The sequence below is a fragment of the Flavisolibacter nicotianae genome, assembly GCF_003628535.1.
Taxonomy (GTDB): domain Bacteria; phylum Bacteroidota; class Bacteroidia; order Chitinophagales; family Chitinophagaceae; genus Flavisolibacter; species Flavisolibacter nicotianae.
Genome location: NZ_RBCI01000005.1, coordinates 280,213 through 302,763 on the forward strand (window position 1 = coordinate 280,213; position 22,551 = coordinate 302,763).

13 protein-coding genes are annotated in these 22,551 nt (G+C 49.5%); 5 read left to right on the top strand and 8 right to left on the bottom strand.

Annotated features, from left to right (window positions below):
• Nucleotides 1-355 precede the first annotated feature (355 nt).
• Nucleotides 356-1,534, bottom strand: a complete 1,179-nt coding sequence (locus D6024_RS15900; RefSeq protein WP_121355623.1) for a TIGR03118 family protein — start codon at nt 1,532-1,534, stop codon at nt 356-358.
• Nucleotides 1,535-1,773: 239 nt separating this feature from the next.
• Between D6024_RS15900 and D6024_RS15905 the strand changes: the two genes are divergently transcribed.
• From D6024_RS15905 to D6024_RS15915, 3 genes are all read left to right on the top strand, one after another.
• A complete protein-coding gene (locus tag D6024_RS15905) occupies nt 1,774-2,595 on the top strand; it encodes a ThuA domain-containing protein (protein ID WP_121355624.1) in 822 nt (273 codons plus the stop codon).
• A gap of 132 nt (nt 2,596-2,727) precedes the next feature.
• Nucleotides 2,728-3,960: an MFS transporter gene (locus D6024_RS15910; protein ID WP_121355625.1), complete on the top strand. Its 1,233-nt coding sequence runs from the start codon at nt 2,728-2,730 to the stop codon at nt 3,958-3,960.
• Between the two features lie 393 nt (nt 3,961-4,353).
• Nucleotides 4,354-5,442: a fatty acid desaturase family protein gene (locus tag D6024_RS15915; protein WP_121355626.1), complete on the top strand. Its 1,089-nt coding sequence runs from the start codon at nt 4,354-4,356 to the stop codon at nt 5,440-5,442.
• Nucleotides 5,443-5,637: 195 nt separating this feature from the next.
• Here the strand turns inward: D6024_RS15915 and D6024_RS15920 are convergent, their stop codons facing one another.
• Both D6024_RS15920 and D6024_RS15925 read right to left on the bottom strand, forming a co-directional pair.
• Nucleotides 5,638-6,096 (bottom strand): molybdopterin oxidoreductase, encoded by a 459-nt coding sequence (locus tag D6024_RS15920; protein ID WP_121355627.1) that lies wholly within the window; start codon nt 6,094-6,096, stop codon nt 5,638-5,640.
• A 2-nt stretch (nt 6,097-6,098) separates the two neighbouring features.
• Entirely contained in the window at nt 6,099-8,465 is a 2,367-nt protein-coding gene (locus tag D6024_RS15925) for a molybdopterin oxidoreductase family protein (RefSeq protein ID WP_121355628.1), read from the bottom strand.
• A gap of 261 nt (nt 8,466-8,726) precedes the next feature.
• On the opposite strand from D6024_RS15925, the gene D6024_RS15930 reads away from it, so the two are divergent.
• Both D6024_RS15930 and D6024_RS15935 read left to right on the top strand, forming a co-directional pair.
• The gene (locus D6024_RS15930; protein WP_121355629.1) at nt 8,727-9,194 is read left to right on the top strand and encodes a hypothetical protein; all 468 of its coding nucleotides are present in this window, start codon (nt 8,727-8,729) and stop codon (nt 9,192-9,194) included.
• A gap of 10 nt (nt 9,195-9,204) precedes the next feature.
• Nucleotides 9,205-11,337 carry an ATP-binding protein gene (locus tag D6024_RS15935; RefSeq protein WP_121355630.1) on the top strand — a complete coding sequence of 711 codons (2,133 nt, stop codon included), beginning with the start codon at nt 9,205-9,207 and terminating at the stop codon, nt 11,335-11,337.
• Between the two features lie 221 nt (nt 11,338-11,558).
• On the opposite strand, the gene D6024_RS15940 is transcribed toward D6024_RS15935, so the two are convergent.
• The 5 genes from D6024_RS15940 to D6024_RS15965 all read right to left on the bottom strand — a co-directional run bounded on the left by D6024_RS15940 (nt 11,559) and on the right by D6024_RS15965 (nt 22,534).
• A complete protein-coding gene (locus D6024_RS15940) occupies nt 11,559-12,989 on the bottom strand; it encodes a TolC family protein (RefSeq protein ID WP_121355631.1) in 1,431 nt (476 codons plus the stop codon).
• Nucleotides 12,982-16,176, bottom strand: coding sequence for an efflux RND transporter permease subunit (locus D6024_RS15945; protein ID WP_121355632.1), 3,195 nt, complete (start codon nt 16,174-16,176; stop codon nt 12,982-12,984). The genes D6024_RS15940 and D6024_RS15945 overlap by 8 nt, the downstream gene beginning before the upstream one ends.
• A 27-nt stretch (nt 16,177-16,203) precedes the next feature.
• A complete protein-coding gene (locus tag D6024_RS15950; protein WP_121355633.1) occupies nt 16,204-17,286 on the bottom strand; it encodes an efflux RND transporter periplasmic adaptor subunit in 1,083 nt (360 codons plus the stop codon).
• Nucleotides 17,287-17,457: 171 nt separating this feature from the next.
• Nucleotides 17,458-17,688 carry a hypothetical protein gene (locus D6024_RS26770; protein WP_162944802.1) on the bottom strand — a complete coding sequence of 77 codons (231 nt, stop codon included), beginning with the start codon at nt 17,686-17,688 and terminating at the stop codon, nt 17,458-17,460.
• Between the two features lie 577 nt (nt 17,689-18,265).
• On the bottom strand, nt 18,266-22,534 hold the full coding sequence (locus D6024_RS15965) for a hypothetical protein (RefSeq protein ID WP_121355636.1): 4,269 nt from the start codon (nt 22,532-22,534) through the stop codon (nt 18,266-18,268).
• Between the last annotated feature and the right edge of the window lie 17 nt (nt 22,535-22,551).

Consider the following 22,551-nt stretch of genomic DNA (forward strand, 5'->3'; position numbering starts at 1 on the left):
CAGGAAGGTGTCCTGTTGACGAAGGCTGCTAAAAAATGTGTACCATGCCAGTGGTGAGGACTGGATAGCTTTAGCAAAAACGCCAATTCTTTTTGGAATTCTTACATGAACGTACCATCGTGGTTCCGGATCGGGTGATAAAAAATCGTTGCAGTTGTGTTTTTGTTTGCTGTTTTGTCAGGCCTTATATCGATCGCCCTGCAAGGACAAGAGTGAAATTGGCTCCATCAAACATTTTTTGGTAGGATAAATACTCCATCGCAAACTGGTACAGAAGGGCCCCCGTAAAAACAGGGGCCGTAACCAAAGCTAACTGTAAGAACAGTGAGCATGTCTGTTTATCAGTGGGTTTTTATTAATCATCCGTCCTTGCTTTCAGGTAACCGAAAAGGCCGTGTGTTTCATCATCGGGGCCGGCCGTGAAATAAAGCCTGTGCTGGTCAATTGTGGACGTAGATGGTGGAAAGACCAGCGCCCAGAGACCTTCGATCTCAATCGGCTCTTTCTTGCCGCGCAACTGGCCCGCAAATTTGCCATCCATGCGGTAGGCATTGATTCGACCGTCTCCAAAGTTGCCGACCAGCAGGTAGCTTTGCTCGTGCTGGTCCGCGTCCTCAATGTCGTCCATTTCGTCCTCAAAAAATGAACGCGGAGCCATGGTCACACCCCAGGGCGCATTCAATGTTCCCATCGACGCAAAGCGTTTGACGAAGGAGCCATCCGTGCGATAAATGTCAACAAATCCTTTTCCAACTCCGGCTTCGCTTTCGTGCGTTGTTGGGTCAACCTTGGCATAGGTAACAAAAAGATTTCCGCCAATGTTTTGAATGTTGAAGGGAGCGTAGCCTTGGGGCAAACCCGGATCGGTAAAGGGCATGCTCACCATCATCCAACTGCTGTTCCAGACATCGATATGACGGGTGGCAAAATTGGCTGCGTACAAATATTGTTTGCCGCCGTTACTGCCGATCGCCAGGCCGGTGTACGCACCCTGGCCAACCGTGATTCGGGCGGCCTGTTTCCCGAGGCTGCCGTTCCAGGCCGAAATGACCCCGTCTACGCCATCAAAAATGAAAGCGGCAGGCCCGTGATTTGGAATGATAAAATCAGTGCTAACACCATTAAAGACAATGCCGGTTGGATTGCCTCCTGTCAGCGATGCCGGTGAAGGGATATTCACCGGGTTGATCGCACGGGGAACCCCTTCGCTGTTGTACACATTGCTCACATGTCCTTCCTGCGAAGAAATCCATGGCGTTCCGGTCGGATTAAAAACGAGGCCCCAGGCATTTACCAGCGTCGGATCGATATTCGGTGCGCCATACTCTTCATTGTTGGCAGTGAGATTGAACTGGTCGAAATGCCCGATTTTTTTGTTGAGATTTTGCTGTGCTTTTTTTGCCTGCAGTGCCGCCGGACCGTTGTCCTGTGAAAGCGGTTCGACTGCCTTCTGGCATCCCGCTGCAAGGATGGCCAGAACGGCCAGGAAAAAGGCGCACTGGAGAGGAGCGGAGGAGAAGTACTTCTTTTTCATTGTTTTTTATTTTGGTTTGTGAATGACACGAAGTCTTCATTTTGAGGGGCCGGAAGCGGGTGGCAGAACGAAAAATTCAGAGGAGGACGGAGTATGGCATGCGTTCCGGTATGAGTAAATACCCGGCCTCGAAATGTAACCGGTACCTGTCGATCCTTTTTCCATTTTGGTTTTGCCGAATGCCCGTGTCTATTTACTAGGAATGCGACAACTGCAGGAAAAACTGCAGTTTTGTTTCCATGAAAACGATGTTGTTCGCCTTGTTTATCCTGGTTGGCACCGGCTCTGCCGTAGAGGCCCAGAAGGGCAAGCCTTTGTTTAAGGTTTTGGGGTTTTACACAGCCCGGGAAGACCCCGCCCACATCAGCTTTGTTCACGAGGCCAATACGTGGTTTGCAAAAATGGCCGCCCAACACCGGTTTCAATATGATTCAACAAAGGATTGGAGTCGGCTAAACAGCAAGGTTCTTGCATCGTACCAGGTCGTCGTTTTTCTGGACACCCGTCCTGATTCGCTGCCGCAAAGAGAGGCTTTTGAAAACTACATGAAAGCAGGCGGCGCCTGGATGGGATTTCATTTTTCGGCCTTTGCGCTGACGCCATCAGCCTATCCGCAAAACTGGTCCTGGTACCACGAAACATTTTTGGGCTCCGGTGAATACCGCAGCAACACCTGGCGCCCCACGGCGGCACAGCTGCGGGTGGAACGAAAGCGGCATCCTGCGACAAAAGGACTACCCGCCCTGTTTGCCTCTTCTCCCAACGAATGGTACCGGTGGAAAATCGACCTGCGTAAGAACAAAGACATCGACGTGCTTCTTTCGATCGATGCTTCCAGTTTTCCGCTGGGCACGGGACCGAAACCATCCGAAATCTGGCAAGGCGGGGATTATCCCGTGGTGTGGACAAACAAGCGCTTTCACATGGTTTATTTCAATATGGGACACAACGATATGGACTACGAAAACAAAACCAACCGCGAGTTGTCGCACACCTTCCATAACCACTGGCAGGACAGGCTGGTGCTGAATGCATTGTTATGGTTGGGAAAAGACAGATAAAAATTGCAGCACAGCCATAACAGAATCTAATTCTTCTTCTAGCCAGGCCGGAAACAACCGGTTGGCCGCGGGTTAAAAATCCTTTCGATTTGCCAGCGGTGAGGGTCTATTTTTGCCATCTGAAAAAAAACTATGACAAAGATTGCGAAAGACGAGGTTCTGCAAATGACAACCAGTGGCACAGGGGGAACTGTTTTTCCCATCCTGCTCACCATTAGCTTTTCGCATCTGCTCAACGATACGATCCAGTCGCTGATCCCTTCGATTTATCCCCTGGTAAAAGACTCGTTTCATTTATCTTTTGCCCAAGTGGGCCTTATTACGCTGGTGTTTCAGTTGGCGGCTTCGCTGCTGCAACCCTTCGTCGGTTATTATACCGATAAAAAACCACAGCCGTTTTCATTGGCATCGGGTATGGGCTTTACGTTACTGGGTTTGGTGTGCCTCGCATTTGCCGGCAGGTTTGCCTTTGTCCTGCTTTCTGTCGGGATGATTGGAATTGGCTCTTCGGTTTTCCACCCGGAAGCATCGAAAGTTGCCTACATGGCATCCGGTGGCCGTCGTGGGCTGGCCCAATCCATTTTCCAGGTTGGCGGTAATGCAGGCAGTGCTATCGGCCCCCTGCTGGCGGCTCTCATCATTGTACCCTTTGGCCAATCGAGTATTGCCTGGTTTTCGGTGCTGGCACTTTTGGCCATCTCTATTTTGATCGGTGTTGGCAAATGGTACCAGCAGAACATGCACCGGATACGGCCTAAAAAAGCAGTGTCGTCTATTGATCAAGCTGGCAATCTTCCGCGGGGACGGGTTGCACTTTCCATTGGCATATTGCTGGTGCTGATTTTCTCCAAATATTTCTACCTCGCCAGCATGAGCTCCTACTTTACGTTTTACCTCATTGATAAATTTCACCTTTCCGTACAAAACTCGCAACTGCACCTGTTTGCCTTTTTGTTTGCGACGGCAGTCGGTACATTTTTAGGCGGCCCGCTGGGCGATCGTTTCGGCCGTAAATACGTGATTTGGTTTTCCATCCTGGGTGCTGCCCCCTTTACACTCTTGCTTCCGCATGCAAACCTTCTCTGGACAACCGTTCTAAGTGTCATTATCGGTTTTGTGCTGGCATCCGCCTTCTCGGCCATTCTGGTGTATGCACAGGAACTGCTGCCGGGAAAAGTCGGAATGGTATCGGGTTTGTTCTTTGGTTTTGCATTTGGAATGGGTGGCCTGGGATCGGCGCTCCTGGGTGCGCTGGCCGATCGAACCAGCATTGGATTTGTTTACCAGGTTTGCGCTTACCTGCCTTTGATCGGTTTGTTAACGGCGTTTCTGCCCAACATCGGGGTCAAAAAAGATGTCGGGTAGATGGGGTTATCCGGAAACGATCGCATCTGTCGATTGGCTGCAACTAAAATTGTCTACGGACTGAAAACTGAACGTTATGCTCTTGCTGTAACGGTGGCACATTGGCTCGATTGCATTTCTTCTTTGCAGATCCGATCACCTCACAGGATAAAATTAAATCGGTGGAAAAACCGATGATGCCGCCTCCCGTTTTCTGTTAATGTTCGGCAGCGACAGGTTGCTTCTCTTTAGAATAACCTACCTTCAATGAACACGGGAAGACTGCCGAAATTGGTGTTTGAATACATGGGCTAAATCAATTGTTTTGGTGTCGGAGTTCAAATAGAAAGTCTGTTTCCCTCATAGTTTCCATTTTTGCAGCGTTTTTCCTGCAGTCTCGAATTCAACTTATGTATGTCAGCGAAAATAAAATTTAACAACAACAACCCTATTTTCTTCCAATCCTTAAAAAAGGCCGTTGACTCCTACTTCGAAAACAGGGGAATCAGAAAATCGGGGAATTGGAAGCTGTATAGCAAAGCAATTATCGTCATTTCCTTATCGATTGCCGTGTACCTGTTTCTCCTGTTGGGGACGTACGCATGGTGGCTCGGCATCCTGCTTTCAGTTTTGCTCGGGCTTGCGCTGATCAGCACAGCGTTCAACGTTATGCATGATGCCTGCCATAAAAGCTTTTCCAGTAAAAAATGGGTTAACAACCTCATGGGCCTAACGATGAATGCATTGGGCGGCAATGCGTTTCTCTGGAAGATCAAACACAATATCATTCACCACACCTATACGAATATCGACGGCGTGGATGATGATTTGGCGAATGGTTCACTGCTTCGCCTTTGTGTGACGCAGAAGTGGCGGCCGCTTCACCGGTTTCAACACCACTATATGTTCTTTCTTTATGCGGTCAGTTCCATTGCATGGATGCTGGTGTTCGACTTCGTCAAGTACTTTTCCCTAAAGATCCACACCACTTCTATCAGCCGGATAGAACTAAAAGAACATATCATTTTCTGGGTCAGCAAACTGTTGTATGTTTTCTTTTACGGACTCGTGCCGATCTATTTTGTGGGCTGGCAGGCCTGGCTTACCGGCTTCCTGCTCGTTCATATCACTATGGGTCTTGTGATGTCTGTTATTTTTCAATTGGCACATGTGGTGGAAAAAACTAGTTTTTATACCACGGAAGAACAAGCGGGTTTGCCCAGTGCAGCCTGGGCCGAACACGAAATCATGACGACAACAGACTTTGCCCAAAAAAACAAATGGCTTTCCTGGTTCATCGGCGGCCTTAACTTCCAGGTGGAGCATCATCTATTTCCAACCGTTTCACATATTCATTATCCGGCACTGAGCGAAATCGTAAGGGAACAGTGTCAAAAATTTTCACTTCCCTATCACTGTTATCCCACTATGCGACAGGCCATTGCTTCGCATGTACGACTGATGAAACAGTTGGGGAAAAACGTCTTTCAGCTGTCGGCCTGAGTGGTCATCCTGACATTGTTTATCAGAAAGGCCAGGCCTCGTTTTGTTCATCCCGTTAGCAGGTTGCGGAAATATATGAAGGTAGTCGCCCCGTTCGCGGTCAAAAACAGTGAACAGATTTTCCTCCTGTATGATATGCTCCGGCGGATTCGGGTTTTTGAAGACAAGCGAATAAACACCGCTGCGTACTCTTCCTTACTCTGCCACAACCAGGGCTTGCGGCGCGGCCTGTTTTATGCGGGTCATCAGCCATTCCAGTTGCTTTTGTGTTTGCGCATCAAACTGCTCACAGGCAAGTTCCAACTCCTTGTCGCGCAAAGACCGGGCAGCCTGCAATAAAACCACCCAGCACAATTGCACCTCGTTGGCCAGTAACCAGAGGTCATGAAGGTCCCTGACAAGAGCCAAACTTCCCGACCTTGGCTGGCTGAACAAGCTTCGTTTCAGGTTGTCCGGTTCTTTGCTTTTGTCCTCGGAATACCGTTTGATGAACGGCTGAAGATTCAAAACATGATTTGCCGACCATGAGCTTAATTTTTGGCACATCTGGTAAACGTCGGGTTCCGCAGCATGGTGCTTGCTGACCTTTTCAAATGCTTCCGCCAGGTCTTTTTCACTTTCGTGAACCAGTCCGATGTAGTTTCCAATATGCATGTTTAGTGAATTATTTTTTCTTTGATGGATTCAAGGAGAGTACCGGCTTTTTCCAGAAGCGATGGCTTGCCTTCGCCGGTTATCCTGGAAATTTTGACAGCCGCGTATTTGTAGTGCGGTTGTTTGCTCACGGGGTCCCATTCGGAAAGGGTCAGTTCATTGGCAGCCCTTGCCCTTTCAGAATCATCCCAATAACCATAGTGGAAAGGAATGAATGCCGTACCGGGTGATATTCCACCCAGGCGTGCTACCACCTCGATGTGTCCACGCCGGGATTCTACTTTTACCAATTCCCCGTCGCTGATCCCGAGTTGAGCCGCATCTTCATGGGCCATTTGCACATAGGCGTCGGGAGCGGCATCCTGCAAGGCCTTCGACCGACCGGTTTTTGTTCGTGTATGAAAATGGTAAACCACGCGACCTGTCGTTAACCAAAACGGATAGTCATCATCGGGCTGTTCGTGTGGCGGCTCGTAGGCAGCCGGCCGCAAAAAAGCCCTGCCTTGCGGGTCGGCGGCCTTGTATTGTTCCGGTGTGTATTCGGCCCCGGTTGTCATGTCATGGCCGAAGGTTTCGCAGTCGTCTGCCGATGTATGAAACACGCCGTCCGTATACAATCTTTCGCAACCCTCCGGGTAGTTGTCGTTGCAAGGCCACTGGATGCCATTTTTGCTAAGAAGCTTCTCATAGCTCATTCCGGAATAATCGCAAGGTCGTCCCTTTGAACATTGTTTCCAGCCTTCAAAAGCTTCTTCGGGTTTCGTCCACTTGACGAGGGGTGCGCCATCCTTGTCTTTAAATTCCATGCGCCGGGCATAGTCCACCCAAATGTCAAAGTCAGACTTTGCCTCCCCGGGCGGTTCCACGGCCTTTTGCGTGATGTGCACCGTGCGATCGACATTGGTGAAACAACCCGTCTTTTCACCCCAAATGGCTGTGGGCAAAACGACATCGGCCAGCGCCGCCGTTTCAGTCAGGAATGCATCCTGCACCACGACAAATAAATCTTCTTTGGAAAGGATCTTTCGCACCTGTGCCAGGTCCGGCAGGGACACAGCCGGGTTTGTGGCACTAATCCACAACAGCTTTATAGAACCTTGTTCTGCATACCGCCAGATCTGCATGGCATGTGTTGGCGGCGCCCAGTGCGGAATGATATACGGGTCAACGTTCCATAGTTTCGCCAGCTCCTCGATATGCTCCCGGTTATCCCAGTTGCGGAATCCCGGTAAATCCCCGTCCGCGCCGGTCTCTCTTGTATTTTGAGCAGTCGGCTGCCCGTTCATCTGGTAAATGCCGCAGCCCGGCTTGCCAATCAGACCGCGGATCAGGTGCAAATTGTTGATCTGAACCGCAGCTGCCGTTGCCTGCATGGACTGATAAACGCCCTGCAAGGCGGTTGATAAAAGAGTGGAGGACGAACCCACTATTTTTGCTGCCTTTCGTAAATCGCCAGCCGGAATGCCGGCTACATTTTCGACCAGTTCGGGAGTCCATTCCGACACAACTTTTTTCAGTTCTTCGTATCCAACGGTGTGTTTGTCGATAAAGTCCTTGTCAATCGTACCGCCTTCGATCACCAGGTGTAAAAGCCCGTTAAGCACAGGCACGTTTGTGCCCAGCCGTGGTTGCAGGTGAACCGTCGCTTTTTCAGCGGTGTACGTTTTGCGCGGATCAATCACAACCAACTGGGGTGGATTGGGCCCGGCGAGCCGGTCTAAAATCCGTGTCCACAAAACCGTTTGGGTGGACGCCATGTTGTGGCCAACAAGAAGAATGGCTTCCGTGGTATCAATATCCGTATAACTGCCGGGTTGCCCGTCGCTGCCAAATGACAATTTTAATGCTGCGGCCGACGTTGCCGTGCACAGCCGGGTATTTCCATCCATATGCGGTGTTCCCAAACCGGCCTTCCCGATGATGCCAAGCGTATAGTATTCTTCCAGTAACAACTGTCCGCTTGTGTAAAATCCAATGGCACCAGCCGTGTGTTTTCTTTTGATCTCTTTTGTTTTGGCAACGATAAGCGACATGGCTTCATCCCAGGAAGATTCTACCAACACGCCTTTTTTTCGGATCAGTGGTTTTGTCAGGCGATCCGCACTGTTATTGGCCACCCATCCGTGAAGGCCTTTGGGTCCCAGCCGCCCGTGATTCACACGGTCGTCCGCCCGTCCGCGAACCCCGACAATACGTCCTTCTTTCACACCAATTTCAAGTCCACAACCATTCGAACAAAGCACACAGGCCGACTGTACCCAGGTGTCGGGTTGCTCTGCCAGTTGCATATCGATGCGTTCGGGCCAAGTACCTATGTAGGGAGTCCGCGGGCCCCAAATGTCTACAATGCTGTTTCGACTTTGTTCCATATTGCTTTGCGTGTTTGAAGACGGTGAACGAATGAGGTGGCGTGCTAACGATTCATTTCCTCAAAACACGGGCCAGCCGGAAACCATAAAAATGGCATGGCAGAGTTGGACACTACTGTTTTTCCTGTTTGCTTCCTCTCGGACTGATTCACCAAATCTGTTCATGATGTCAGGTAATGCGATTGTTTAATATGATAATTATTTTATGTATTTTAACCGACAGTCTGCTTATTTATCGTTTCACCTTTTAAATTCTACAAGATGCTGAAAATTGAAATCATTGGGATCGATGATCAAACAGGTAATTTATTGATCGAAGTGGATGATAAACCAAACAATGGGAACAGCCAGGTCGTAAAAGGTGATATTGTTCAGTGGAAAGTGAGGCCGGGCTGCGGCGTGAATTCGATCGTGAACATCACACGGAAATCAATTATTGGAAGCACCGATATTTTTTCATCGAATCCTCCCCGCTCGCAGAATGCCCAGAATACATTTTGGAAAGCAACGGCAAATGTTCATTCCAGTGATTACGATGTTTATATCTATGAAATCGATTGGCTGAAAGATGGCAGTTCGGAAGTGAAAAAATTCGATCCGATTATTTCAATCAAACCGACAACGCTGGGGCTGTTTTATTTCCTGCTTTTACCGGTGACAGCTTTTTGCGCGTTTTCTGCAATGCATTTAATGTTGAGAAAAAAGAAAAAAAAAGGATGGCCTTTTTAACCTGTCGGGTATGCAACCTTCTGCCGCCGCAGCACTTTATTTCTTCTATCAAATCACCTTCATGGTTTGTAAAAAACGCCGCCTTTTATTGCAAGCCTGCTTTGTTCTCCTGATCAATTTTTCTTTTGCGCAGGAACAAAAAATAGCGGATAGTCTCGCTATCGTTTACCAGCAAAATCAACTAACCGGAACAGCGAAATTTGAGCTGTTAAGGGACCTCTCATTTAACGAACTGAAAGATTTAAAAAAAGGCCTGCGTTATGCGCAGGAGCTGATTCGTTTAGCCGAACAAACAAACAACAGCTCCTTTTTACGGGTTGGTTATTTCCTTCTCGGAACAAAAAAAAGAATGCTTGGCCAGTTGGACGAAGCGCTGGCTGCCTATTTTAAAAGTGCGGAAATTGCCAGGAAGACACAAAACCTGAAAGCGGAAGCCGAATCCTACAGTGCCATCGCTGATACCTATATCACCGCAAACAACCCCGCGAATGCCAGTGAATATTATAAGAAAGCCATTGTTGTTTTGCAACAGGTGAGGCAGCAGTCAAAAGACGATTCCATCACGCTGGCCTCCGTATTCTCCAATGCAGGCGATGCCTTTCGATTGACGGGAAACGCTGATTCTGCATTCTTCTACCTGAATACAGCAAAGGCGATTTTTGACAAGGTCAATTATCCTAGTGGGAAGGCCTATAGTCTTGGGAACATCGGTATGGTCCATGCATCGACCGGTAATAAAAAGCTTGCGGAAAAATACATCAACGAGGCTATACAGATGCTGGAAAAAAACCAGGATTACTACCCGATTTGTGTATACCTGGTTTCCATGGCCGATGTTTACCTTGATAAAGGCGATACAGCAACGGCGGTGGCGTATACGGCAAGAAGTCTTCACCTCGCAGAGCAATACGGATTGAAAGAACAGATCCGGGATGCCAGTCTCAAACTATCGGAATTGTCGGAGCATACCGGAAAGACAGCCGATGCCTTCAGGCACTACAAAAGATACGTTGCTTACCGCGATAGCATCAACAACCTCATGTCGGAGCGGAACATGGCAAACCAGCGGTATAATTACGAAATGTCGCAAAAGCAGATCGAAGTAAATGCGCTAAACAGGCAAAGGGACAGTGAGAAAAAATTGACAATCCTGCTGGGCATTATCCTCGGGCTGGCCATCATCATAGCGGCTGTTTTATCAAAGAACAACCAGAACAAGCAAAAGGCCTATAAAATTCTGACAGCGCAGAAACACGAGACCGACCGCCAGCGGTCGAAGGCCGAAGAAGCGCTGAATGAATTGCAGCTGACACAAAAACAATTGATCCAGTCTGCTAAAATGGCTTCATTGGGCGAGCTGACGGCAGGCATTGCACACGAGATTCAAAACCCGTTGAACTTCGTGAATAACTTCTCCGAATTGAGTTGCGAGATGTTGGGTGAGCTAAAGGATGCAACGGCTGATAAACTAACGGGTTCTGACAAGGCAAAGGCGGACGACATCATCGGTGAGCTGGCCGGCAACCTGAAAAAAATATGCGAGCACGGAAAACGTGCCGATTCCATTGTAAAAGGAATGTTGCAGCACTCGAGGACAAGCGAAGGCAAAAAAGAACCAACCGACATCAATGCACTGGTGGACGAATATCTGCGCCTGAGTTACCATGGATTGCGGGCAAAGGACAAAGCTTTTTGCGCAACTTTTAAAACACAGTTCGACCAGGCTATCGGAACCGTTGAAATAATACCGCAGGAAATCGGGAGAGTCCTGTTGAACGTGTTCAATAATGCTTTTTATGCCGTCAATGAAAAAAGCAAGCAAGGCAATAGCGATTTCAAGCCGCTTGTAACGGTAATCACAAGAAAGGTTGAAAACAATGCATTGATTTCGGTAACAGACAATGGAATCGGTATTCCCCATAAACTGCTTGATAAAATCTTTCAGCCTTTCTTCACAACAAAGCCCGCAGGGCAGGGAACGGGCCTCGGCCTGTCCTTAAGCTACGACATAATCAAAGCACATGGCGGCGAGTTTAAAGTGGAAACAACGGAAGGAGAAAGCACGGAGTTCCTGATACAGTTACCACTCGGCAACAACAATCACAAAACGATCAGCAAAGCGCCTGCTGTTGATATGAAATGATTGTCGAAAATATCAGGAAACCTTCATCAACGACAGCCTTACTTCATTTCCATAAACAGTATTAGCCGGCTTCGTTTTACAATTTGCTGAAAGAAATGGTATTCATCAAATAGAAAGGCGTTGCAGAAAAAGCCGACCATCATTTGAAAGTTTTTGCATCGGTAACATCCAGTAAACAAAAGAGCCGGCAGGTGCGCCGGCTCTTGTATTTTCCTGTGATTTTATTTCCAGCCACCGCCCAGGTCACGGTACACCGTGATCACAGAGGTTAATTGCTCTTTCTTGGTTTCCACCAATTCCAGCTTCGCTTCCAGGGCATCCCGCTGTGTCATCAGCACTTCAAAATAATCGGCCCGCGCCGACTTGAAAAGATCATTCGCGATATCGATAGACCGTGTCAGTGCATCGACCTGCTTTGCTTTTAGTTCATAGCTTTTGCGCAGGTTATCGATTTTGGATAGCTGCGTAGCTACTTCGAGGTAAGCATTCAGAATGCTTTTTTCGTACGTGTACATTGCCTGTACCTGTCTTGCATTGGCACTGTAAAACTCCGCTTTGATCGCGTTGCGGTTGATCAGCGGGCCTGCCAGGTCGCCGGCCAGTGAATACAGCATCGACTCCGGGAACTTGACCAGGTAAGCCGGTTTGAACGCCTGGAAACCCAGTGCGGCCGTGATCCCAAACGAAGGATAAAATTCGGCCCTTGCCACTTTTACATCCAGTTTCGCAGCCGCCAATTCCAGTTCCGCCTGCCGGATATCGGGGCGGTTGGCGAGCAGGTGCGAAGGAAGTCCCGATTGAACCGCCGAAGGCGCCATCGCCAAAAAGTTGCTCCTGTTCCGTGGAATTTCCTGCGGGTAGCGGGCGAGCAGCAGGTTGATGCGATTCTCGGTTTCCTTTATCTGCTGCCGGATGTCGAACTCAAGACTTTGTGATTTCAGCACTTCGGCCTGGAACTTCTGCACCGCCAGTTCCGTGGCCCTTGCCGCTTCCTTTTGAATCCTGACAACCTCCAGGGCATTTTTTTGCAGTGCAATGTTCTGCGACACGATCTCCAACTGGTTGTCCAGCGCCAATAATTCGTAGTAGGAATTGGCGACTTCCGCAACGAGGTTGGTCAGCACAAAATTCTTTCCTTCCACTGTCGATAGGTACCGGGTGATCGCCGCCTGCTTGGCGGTACGCAGCTTTTTCCAGATATCAACTTCCCATTTGGCATAAACCGATGCGGTGATATCTGTTAATGGATCCGGTACTTCTTTCCCTGGTGCAATCTCGGTAGAGGCATCACCCGCACCCTGGCTGGTGTAGCGTCCCACTTTATCAACACCGAGGCCCAGCCTCGCACCAACACTTGGCCGCAACGCTCCCTGCCGGAAAAGAATGTCATTCTTGGCGATTTCTATTTCCTGGAGCATGATGTTCAGTTCCTGGTTGCGCTTCAGCGCCGTGTCGATCAGGCTGACAAGATTCGGGTCGGTAAAAAAGGCTCGCCAGGGCAGGGCCGCCATATTTGTTGTATCGCGGCTGTCAGTGAAGTATTCGGGTACGGACCGGTTTTCCGCCTGCTGCACAATCGACGGCACTTTGCAGCTTGCCACCGCCAGGCTGATGGCAAGCAGGGTAGGGATATATCGTTTGCGATTAAACATAGTGCTCAATTTTTTCTCTCTCGTTATGATGATCGATTTCTTCTGTCAATGGATTTTCGTCTTCGTTTCTCACCAGGACAAACCGTTCTGAAATCCGGCCGAATATGTAGTATAACCCCGGAACGACGATGACTCCGAATACAGTTCCGAACAACATGCCGCCCAATGCCGCTGTTCCGATGGTGCGGTTACCCAAAGCACCGGGGCCATGGGCGAAAACCAATGGGATCAAACCTGCAATAAAAGCGAAAGATGTCATCAGGATGGGGCGGAAACGAATGACCGCTCCCTGCATCGCTGCTTTGAGGACGGATTCTCCCGAACGGTGTCGTTGGACGGCAAATTCCACGATCAGTACGGCATTTTTACCCAGTAGCCCAATCAGCATTACCAGGGCGACCTGCGCATAGATGTTATTCTCTAGTCCCAGGATCTTCAAGAGGAAGAACGAACCAAATATACCGGCCGGCAGCGACAGAATGACTGCCAACGGCAGGATAAAGCTCTCGTACTGCGCGGCAAGGATCAGGTATACAAAACCCAAACAAATCAAAAAGATATAGACAGCTTCGTTTCCACGTGCCACCTCGTCTGCCGAAATACCGGCCCAGTCAATCCCAAATCCCCTTGGCAGTTTTTTCTCCGCCACTTCTTTGATGGCGGCGATGGCGGCGCCGCTACTGTAGCCGGGTGCTGCTGCACCACTAATTTCCGAGGCATTGTACATGTTGTGCCGCGTAATCTCGGATAAGCCGTATACTTTCTCCATCTTCATAAAGGCGGAAAAAGGCACCATCTCTTCGCGATCATTTTTTACATACAGTTTCAGGATGTCTTCGGGCAAGGCACGGTATTCCGGCGAAGCCTGCACGATCACTTTGTACTGGTGGTCGTACTTGATAAAACTGGTTTCGTAGTTACTCCCCACCAGGGTAGAAAGTGTGTTCATGGCATTATCAATGCTGACGCCTTTTTGCTGGGCAATATCATTGTCGATGCGCAGCATGTATTGCGGAAAGCTGGCGCTGTAAAAGGAAAACACTGATGATAATTCCGGTCGTTTATTCAACTCCCTGACGAAGTCGTTGCTCACCGTTTCCATTTTCTTGTAGTCGCCGCTACCCGCTTTATCCAAAAGACGCAACTCAAAACCACCGGCTGCGCCATAACCCGGCACGGCTGGCGGCTGGAAGAATTCAATGTTGGCGCCTTCGATATCTTTTGATTTTTCTTCCAGTTCCTGGATGATCTCCTGGCAACTGTGTTTCCGGTCTTCCCAACTTTTTAGGTTCACCAGACAGGTTCCCGTGTTGGAACCGGTGCCTTCCGATAGAATCTCATAGCCGGCCATCGAAGAAACGGATTGAACACCTTCCACACCTTCGGCAATTTTCTGCAGTCGCCCTGCAATCTGGTTCGTGCGTTCCAGGGACGAACCCGGCGGCGTTTGAATAATGGCGTAAAACATGCCCTGGTCCTCGTTTGGAATAAAACCGGTTGGGAGGCTTTTGCTGACGAAAAATGTCCCGGCACAAAACCCAACCAGGATCAGAAACGTCACCGCTCTCCGGTTCACGACCCGGCGAAGGAGCTTTTGGTAGCGTCCGGTAAGGCGGTTGAAGCCGTTGTTGAAACCGTCGAGAAAGCGAACGATGATGGTTCTTTTTCTTGGTTTACCATGCGTATTCTTCAGCATCATGGCGCATAGTGCCGGAGTTAATGTCAGGGCCACAATACCGGACAGGATGATAGAGGTTGCCATGGTGATCGAAAACTGCCGGTAGAAAATTCCCACGGGTCCCGACATGAAAGCAACCGGTATGAACACGGCCGCCATCAGGAAAGTAATGGCAATGATCGCCCCGCTGATCTCGTGCATCGCTTCTTTGGTAGCCTTGTAGGCCGACAAATGCTTTTGTTCCATCTTGGCATGCACGGCTTCAATCACCACAATGGCATCGTCCACGACAATACCAATGGCGAGCACCAGTGCAAACAGGGTGATGAGATTCAGCGTGATTCCGAAAAATTGCATGAATACGAATGTACCGACCAGCGATACCGGTACGGCAATGGCAGGGATCAGCGTGGAACGCCAGTCGCCCAGGAATAAAAAGACCACCAGGCCTACCAGGATAAACGCCTCCACCAGGGTGTGGATCACTTTTTCAATCGACGCATCGAGGAATTTCGAAACATCGTAGCTGATTTCGTAATCCACTCCTTTGGGAAAAGAGTTGGCTTTGATCTCTTTCAGCTTCGCTTTCACGGCTTCGATCACCTGGCTGGCGTTGCTGCCATACGACTGCTTTACCACAATCGCCGCCGATGAACGGCCATTGAGGGTGGAATAGATATCGTACATCGAGCTTCCAAGTTCGATTGTCGCAACATCCTTCAGGCGCAGTAATTCCCCGTTCGGGCTGGATCGAAGAACAATGTTTTCATACCCTTCTTTTGAGCTGAATCGGCCGGGATATTTCAGAACGTATTCAAAAGACTGCGATCGCTTGCCCGAGCTTTCGCCTGTTTTCCCCGGCGATGCTTCCAGGCTTTGTTCGTCCAGAGCCTTCATCACTTCGTCTGCAGAGATCTTATACGCCAGCATGCGGTCGGGTTTCAGCCAGATCCGCATCGCATATTCACGGTTGCCAAGGATGTCGGCGAAGCCAACGCCATTGACCCGCTTCAGTTCAGAAAGCACGTTGATATCGGCGAAGTTGAACAGGAATTTCTGGTCCATGTGCGGATCAGTGCTGTACAGGTTAATGTACATGAGCATGTTCGACTCCTCACGGGTAATTTTTACACCCTCCCGCACTACCAGTGGCGGCAGCTTGTTTACTACAGAAGCCACGCGGTTCTGCACATTCACGGCCGCCAGGTTCGGATCGGTGCCGAGGTTGAAGACAACCTGGATACTGGCCTCACCGTCATTGCCGGCGTCGGAGGCCATGTATTTCATTCCCGGAACGCCGTTGATCGCTCTTTCCAGCGGAATGAGTACGGCTTTTGTCATCAGCTCGCCGTTGGCACCAGGGTAATCGGCGGTTACGTTCACCTTGGGCGGTGAGATAGAAGGGAACTGTGTTACCGGCAAATGGGTGATTGCCAGAACTCCCAAAAAAACAATGATTAAGGATATGACTATCGACAGGACGGGCCTGTGTATAAACTTGTTAAACATGGATAGATTCTTTACAGGGGTGAGCCACTATTCAGCGTACAATTTCAGGTGTGTGATCACCTCTTTTGGCGTGACAAAATCCGTATCGATCTTTTCATCGTCTTTTACTTTTTGCACGCCTTCAAGAAGGATTTTGTCATTTTCTTCCAGGCCGCTTCCGACAACATACAAATCAGGCATTTGATTGCTGATGGTGATGTTCCGGGATTTGACCACCCCATTCTTGTCGACCACGAATACATAGGTTTTTTCCTGGATTTCGTAAGTCGCTTTCTGCGGGATGATCAGGGCGTTCCGAACGGGAACTGTCATTTGCACTTTACCTGTTTCGCCGTTGCGCAACAACCGATCCGGGTTGGGAAATTTGGCACGGAAGGCAATGTTGCCGGTTTCGTGGTCGAATTCGCTTTCGATCGTTTCCACCTCGCCCTGGTATTTCAGTGGCTGGTTATTGGCCAGCAGCAGGTTCACCTTGTTGCTTCCGCGATTTTGAACATTGGTTTGATAATCGAGGTATTCCGGTTCCGAAACGTTGAAATAGGCAAACATCTGGCTGTTGTCGGAAAGGCTGGTCAGCAACTGACCTTCATCCACCAGGCTTCCCAGTTTTAAGGGAAGGCGGTCGATAGTGCCTGAAAAAGGCGCCCTGATCTCGGTGAACGACAGGTGAAGTTTGGCCAGTGCCACTTCGGCTTTGGCATGATCGAGTTTGGCTTTTGCCAGCGCGAACTCGTTTTTCGAGATCACGGCTTTATCGGAGAGGACCTTTGTATTTTGCAATTCAATGTCTGCAGCCCTGGCTTCCGCTTCTGATTTCAGCAGTTCTGCCTCGTAGATCTTCGGCATGATCCGGAACAGGAGCTGCCCGGCTTTTACGAACTGGCCTTCGTCCACATAAATGTTTTGGAGATAGCCTTTTTCCTGCGCCCTGATCTCGATGTTCCGGACCGACTTGATCTGCGAAACATATTCTTTGGCAAACGTGGTGTCTACTCGTAAAGGCGTCGTCACTTTGTATTTGCCGACTTCCTCCTTTACTTCTTTTTTGGAGGTACAGCTTGTGCCGCATAAAAGGGCGCCCAGGCCCATTAGCATTACGATTCTGTTCATGATTGATGTGGATATTAAAAATGGTATAGGTTGCTTCAGCGATTTGTTTGACCATAGCGGGTCAGGCAATTGCCTTGGAGAAGGCACGTTAACCGGAAGGCTGGTAACATATGTATCGATCCAATAAGTATCGATCGACGGTCAGATCCGGTTACTAAAAGATAGAAAGGGCTATATAAGCAAGCTTCGCTGTTCGATGTATTTCGGAGAGCCGATGGCGGAAACGTGCACCGGTAAAGGGAAAAGATCGGCCCGCACGTCGTCGCTGTCATCCGAAATGAAAGCATGGGAAAGGAAGAGGATGTACTTCGTCAGCAAGACCTGCTTCCTGGTAAACATCTCCTCATCTTCGTCGTCAACGTCGATAAGTGAAGGCGTTTCTTCGGTTACGCCACTGTCCACACATACGGTATGGAATGGTGTTGCTTCTGCTTTTTTGGCCTGTCGTGATTTCTGAAACCCAGGAGTTGAGTTTAACCCTGGCTGCGAAAATGCCTGCGCATGAAGACTTTTGCCAGGAAGGCAATAGCCCAGGATCAGGAAAAATATGAAAGCAATAATTCGCATTCGAGGACGCAAAAATAACCGATTGGCCTAAAAAGCCTAAAATCTCATCTAAAAACTTAGCCAATTTACAGCATCAATTTGCCAGGCAAAAAGCCCCTTTCCCGGGTTGAATAAATTTGCATTTAGGCCGGTTGTTCGCCGGTACGGTTTCATGAATAGTTCAATCGGCAAAAAGTGGCGGCATTTCCTGTTTTGCCATGATCATTACATCAGGGTTGGCGTCCGGGTTGCCGGGACAGCGAAACCTGTTTTGATGGGAAAATATTTTTTTTGGGCAGGCTCATTTTGCTCTATTCCTCAGGCCGGATCTGGTACATCGGCCCGGTTCAAACTTCGTTAATGGGCCCATTGACCCTTTACCGGTTTGTTGTCAGCATCCACTCTTCAAGATATTTTATACCCCGGAAATAACTCAGATGCAGTCCGTGCAGCAGACAAACGGAACTTCTGTCAAGGGCGAGGTTCGCAGGATGCGAAAATTACCAAGGTCGTTGCTTAGCGAGCGCCGGCCGGTAACCATCATCGCCTGTTGTATATCGGCTGCCTCGTTTGTGTGCTGGTTTAACTGGGCCAGGTGTTCCCCGGCAAAACCCTGTGCGCTGAACGTTTCGGAAATCCTTGTTTTGACACCCGGTGTTTCGAGATCAGTCAGGTGTTGCCGGAAGCTGGTGATGTTTCCAAAGACTTCCACGACCAGTACACTCAACGGTCCGTCGGTGGGCAAGCCTAATAAATACAGGAGCTGGTTGATTTCATCGTTTTCCCACACCGCAAGGCCATACGGTTGTTCATCTTTGGCAATGGCCTTAACGGCGCCGGAAAGCAGCATCGATTTGTCGATGGCCAGCACCGGGTCTTTGATGAAGTCGCTGTATTTGGTGGTAATGCCAATTCGTTCTTTGAAAAGCGCAAACGGGTAAGTTTGTTCCGTCGTGGGTGGAAATAATTTTCGACCCTGCTCCAATGGTTTTTCGTCGAGTAAAATGTTGCGGTAGGCCTTGCCGTCGGCCTGCATGACCTGTGTGTACAGCAGGCACCACAACTGTGTACGCGGCGGTTTGGATGTAACGTTCCTGCCGTTGCTGACCGCTTTTGCATACGGCGCATTCACATACAAGATTTTTTCATTCCGGTTTACCGTGCACAACAAACTGGGCGCAGGGTGTTGAATGCCGGTCACCCGCAGGGGCCTGCCAAAACGGGCCTGGGCCGTGCTCCACAGATTCTCCTCCCTGTCGTTCCAGTGGCCGTGACCAATCCGAAATTCATAGGTAAAGAATCCGAACAGTTCGGGACTTTCTGCATGCATGCCAGGCGGAATTGGCAGGAGGTAATGGACGTCGCTGTCCGTTGCTTTTTCCATGGGCTGCATCGCACTCAAACCGGCCATGTCGTCACTTTGTCCCGGTGTGATTTTCCGGGTAAATTCCGGATCGATCGGCAGGGGAGGTTCGGCTGGCGCCAGCAGGAGTTCCGGGTGGTTGTTGCTAATGAGCTGGTCGGGGCTGTATGCAAGCATCCGGCAAAACAGCGTGTCGTTGGGATCGTGGACAGGTTCCTCAAACTCAAGCCACAGGTATTTTTTGCGGGCTTCCGTCGAACTGTATTTTTCCGATTTTACATACGTCGAAAATGCAATGCCGGCGCTGACCAGTTTCGGGATTTGGACGGGATTGACGGTGGTTGGCAGCCGCAGTTCATCGGGCTTTTCCATCGAACTGTCTTCTGCCCGGCCATGTCCTTTTTTGAACTGCGGTGTCACGCCATAGGTAACTACCAGTTCGTCGGGAAATTTTAAATTGCCGGCAGCGTCTTTTGCCAACCCTGTTTTGGGTTCGATGGCATCAATAAAAATCAGGGTAGTGTGGTCACGGTTCACGATGCCGAAGTTGTCGGGTTGCAAGGCTTCAAACGAAACCGTGTGTTTGATTTCAATGTCACCGGCATACGAATACGCATTCTTTACTTCGGTAAAGTTGAGGTCTTCGGCGTCTGCTTCGCTGTCGTGTAAAAACTTCTTGTGCCGGCTGATGAGAAAGCTGACGTCCTGCAACGCATCCCAGGTCCAGTCGCGGTTTAGCTTGAATGATAGCACGCCGATCCAGTGATTGATCAAATCCGCTTTGGAGGCAAAGGTGATCGAAGAATGATCGGGTGCCAGCGTGTGTTTGATGCGGTTGCTGCAACCAAACACCACCCGTTCTCCTTTTTTACCAACCAGGGTTAAGCTTTTACACTCCACGCCAAACTGCGCTGCCAGTCGCTGTACAATGTCGGGTTGCACGGCGTTCAGCTCCCGTTGAATAAGGAAGGTGGCAGGATTACCGTCGTTGACTGGCGGCGGGTCCGGTTGAAGGAACAGAGCCTGGACAACGGGGACATTTTCTTTCGGCACCAGGAGCTGACCTTCTTCTTTTGACTCTTTGTAAAACAACAATTGCGAGGGAGCACCATAGCGGGTATCCAGGTAATTTTCTTCTTCTTTGTCCGATACAAAACCAAAATAATTTTCATCCCCATCGCAAAAGGCTCGAACTGTTACCCTGACCTTTCTCGCCGTGGGAAGCACAATTTCTTCCATCGAATCCAACTGTGCTTTTTTCAAACCGGCATCATTAAACGGATTCGTGCTATCGTCAACATTCAAAACCGGCGCATCAACAAAGCGAACGGGGATGGTTTTGACCTCGTCGAAAGCGGTAGCAAAGTTTCGATGCGTGGTATAAAGCGTTGCGTAATTTTCTTTTCCCGTCCGGCTTTTTTGGTTGTCCATTTTTAGCGTTTCCACTTCCACACGCAGTTCAATCTTTGTGACATCCGGGTCGGGAATGCCAAATGCCGATTTTCCGGTAAACGCAACGCTTGCTGCTTTTAAAAGCGCAATGGGATCAAGTCCCGCCGTCTGGTATTTGTTGGTGTAAACAACCGCCGGGTAACCCAGCAAGGGTCTGGCGATGGAAAGATTCGGCTCTTCTTCAAAGACGTCGGTTCCGGGTTGTTGGTTGAAATAGTCGATGATGTTTTTATCGTAGGCTTCCGGCTTGGTGATCTGGAGTATCCCGGGTGCGACATAGCGCCTGAAATGTACCGTTGCATTGGGTGAAGGTGAGTCGTTCAGCTTTGATTCACCGGTTGCAATATCCGGTGCACCGCCGCTGATGTCCATCAGGCGTACGCGAAATTGATAGGTGTGTCCATAGATCAATGTTGCTTTGGCTGGTACTTCTTCAAAAAGCTGGCTAAGGCTAACATTTTTCGGTGTCGCGTCTTTTTTTGAAACGACGGATTTGTCGTTCTGAAAAATTTCCGCCGCTTCCGAGTCCTTCAGCACAAGACTTTTTCCCATCCAGTTGCTGTAATACATCGGCAGCCAGTAGGCAGAACCTGGCGTGCCGTCGGGTTGTGTTGGGTAAACCTGGAAAGGTAGCTCGAGTTCCTGGCCAATGGCATTCCCGATAGCCTGGTCGTTTAGGATATATTCTTTTGTGCACTTCACTTTATTCAGGCTTTGCCAATCGTCTCCTTCATCTTCCTTCACATCGACGCAGTAGCCAAATACACCCAACGGCGCATCGATGCGTTTTTTGCTGCCAGAGTCATTGGGGTTTTCGGTTAGTTGCCGGATGTACCAAATCAAAATTTGTTCATCGTCCCAACCCATTCGTACGCCTGCATCGTGCTGGGGATGCAGGCCATCTTGTTTCTCCTGCAAAAGATTATGACTGACCGGTTGATTGGCGTGGACAATTTTTGCAAAGCCGTCGTTGTATTCACTGACCTCGGGAAAAATCTGGTCCCAGGGAGCATTTTGTGGCTCCGGATCTGTTAGATCCGTTGCCTTTCGGTGCAAGACGGGGAAAAGGATGGGTGCAAACACCGGCCTGTCTTTTCCCAGGGTTAATTTAGGTATCCTTGCTGCATACCGCTTGATGAAAGGTCCACCTGCCGCTTCCAGGCTTTGAGATTGGATGGCAGCATAATCATCGTTGACAAGATTGATGAAAATATAACCGCCTTTTTCAAACCAGTCGCTGTCCTCAATGGGTAACGCTGTTGCATACACCAGTCCGCAGGCTTTTGCCAGCAATGGCTGGCGCAGAATGTGGGCATACAATTCACCCCAGCTTACATCCATGCGTGGCGGAGCCACAACTGGTTTTTTATCGGCCCGCAAAAGACAATGGTAGCTGTCGTCGGTCTTTGCATTTTCGTGCCTGGGACCCGTAAAATTGAAGGAGCTTCTATATGACTCCGGTAAGTATTTTTTGACACTGATTCCTACTTCGGCCGAGGTGAGTGCGGTTTCTGCTTTGTCGGAAGCTGTCAGCGTAATCCGGCCTTCGAAATCTTTCGCAATCGCCTGCAACACGGCTTTTTTATTGCCTGCTGCCAGCACTGTTACGGCAACGGGGATGGGCTTGCGAGCCGGTGCCGTGGCATTGTCCATCGGGAACTCATCCAGCCCTTTCACAATCGCTGCTTCAAACTTTGGTTGAAAATCTGCAAAGGCCATCGCTTCGTTCAACGGCGTTGCAGGCGGCGGGGCGGGGAGAAGACCGGTAACAATCTTCTCGAAAGGATTCATGTTTCTTGGGATCAACACAATGTTCAACCTGAGCGTTGCACCGTCGAAGCCTTGCGGAAAGGCCATCAATGTATACCAGCGGTTTTTTTCCATCATACGTTTGTTTTTATCCT

Coding starts and splice junctions, on each gene's coding strand:
- D6024_RS15900 (WP_121355623.1), bottom strand. CDS start 1,534: ATGAAAAAGAAGTACTTCTCCTCCGCTCCTCTCCAGTGCGCCTTTTTC.
- D6024_RS15905 (WP_121355624.1), top strand. CDS start 1,774: ATGAAAACGATGTTGTTCGCCTTGTTTATCCTGGTTGGCACCGGCTCT.
- D6024_RS15910 (WP_121355625.1), top strand. CDS start 2,728: ATGACAAAGATTGCGAAAGACGAGGTTCTGCAAATGACAACCAGTGGC.
- D6024_RS15915 (WP_121355626.1), top strand. CDS start 4,354: ATGTCAGCGAAAATAAAATTTAACAACAACAACCCTATTTTCTTCCAA.
- D6024_RS15920 (WP_121355627.1), bottom strand. CDS start 6,096: ATGCATATTGGAAACTACATCGGACTGGTTCACGAAAGTGAAAAAGAC.
- D6024_RS15925 (WP_121355628.1), bottom strand. CDS start 8,465: ATGGAACAAAGTCGAAACAGCATTGTAGACATTTGGGGCCCGCGGACT.
- D6024_RS15930 (WP_121355629.1), top strand. CDS start 8,727: ATGCTGAAAATTGAAATCATTGGGATCGATGATCAAACAGGTAATTTA.
- D6024_RS15935 (WP_121355630.1), top strand. CDS start 9,205: ATGCAACCTTCTGCCGCCGCAGCACTTTATTTCTTCTATCAAATCACC.
- D6024_RS15940 (WP_121355631.1), bottom strand. CDS start 12,989: ATGTTTAATCGCAAACGATATATCCCTACCCTGCTTGCCATCAGCCTG.
- D6024_RS15945 (WP_121355632.1), bottom strand. CDS start 16,176: ATGTTTAACAAGTTTATACACAGGCCCGTCCTGTCGATAGTCATATCC.
- D6024_RS15950 (WP_121355633.1), bottom strand. CDS start 17,286: ATGAACAGAATCGTAATGCTAATGGGCCTGGGCGCCCTTTTATGCGGC.
- D6024_RS15965 (WP_121355636.1), bottom strand. CDS start 22,534: ATGATGGAAAAAAACCGCTGGTATACATTGATGGCCTTTCCGCAAGGC.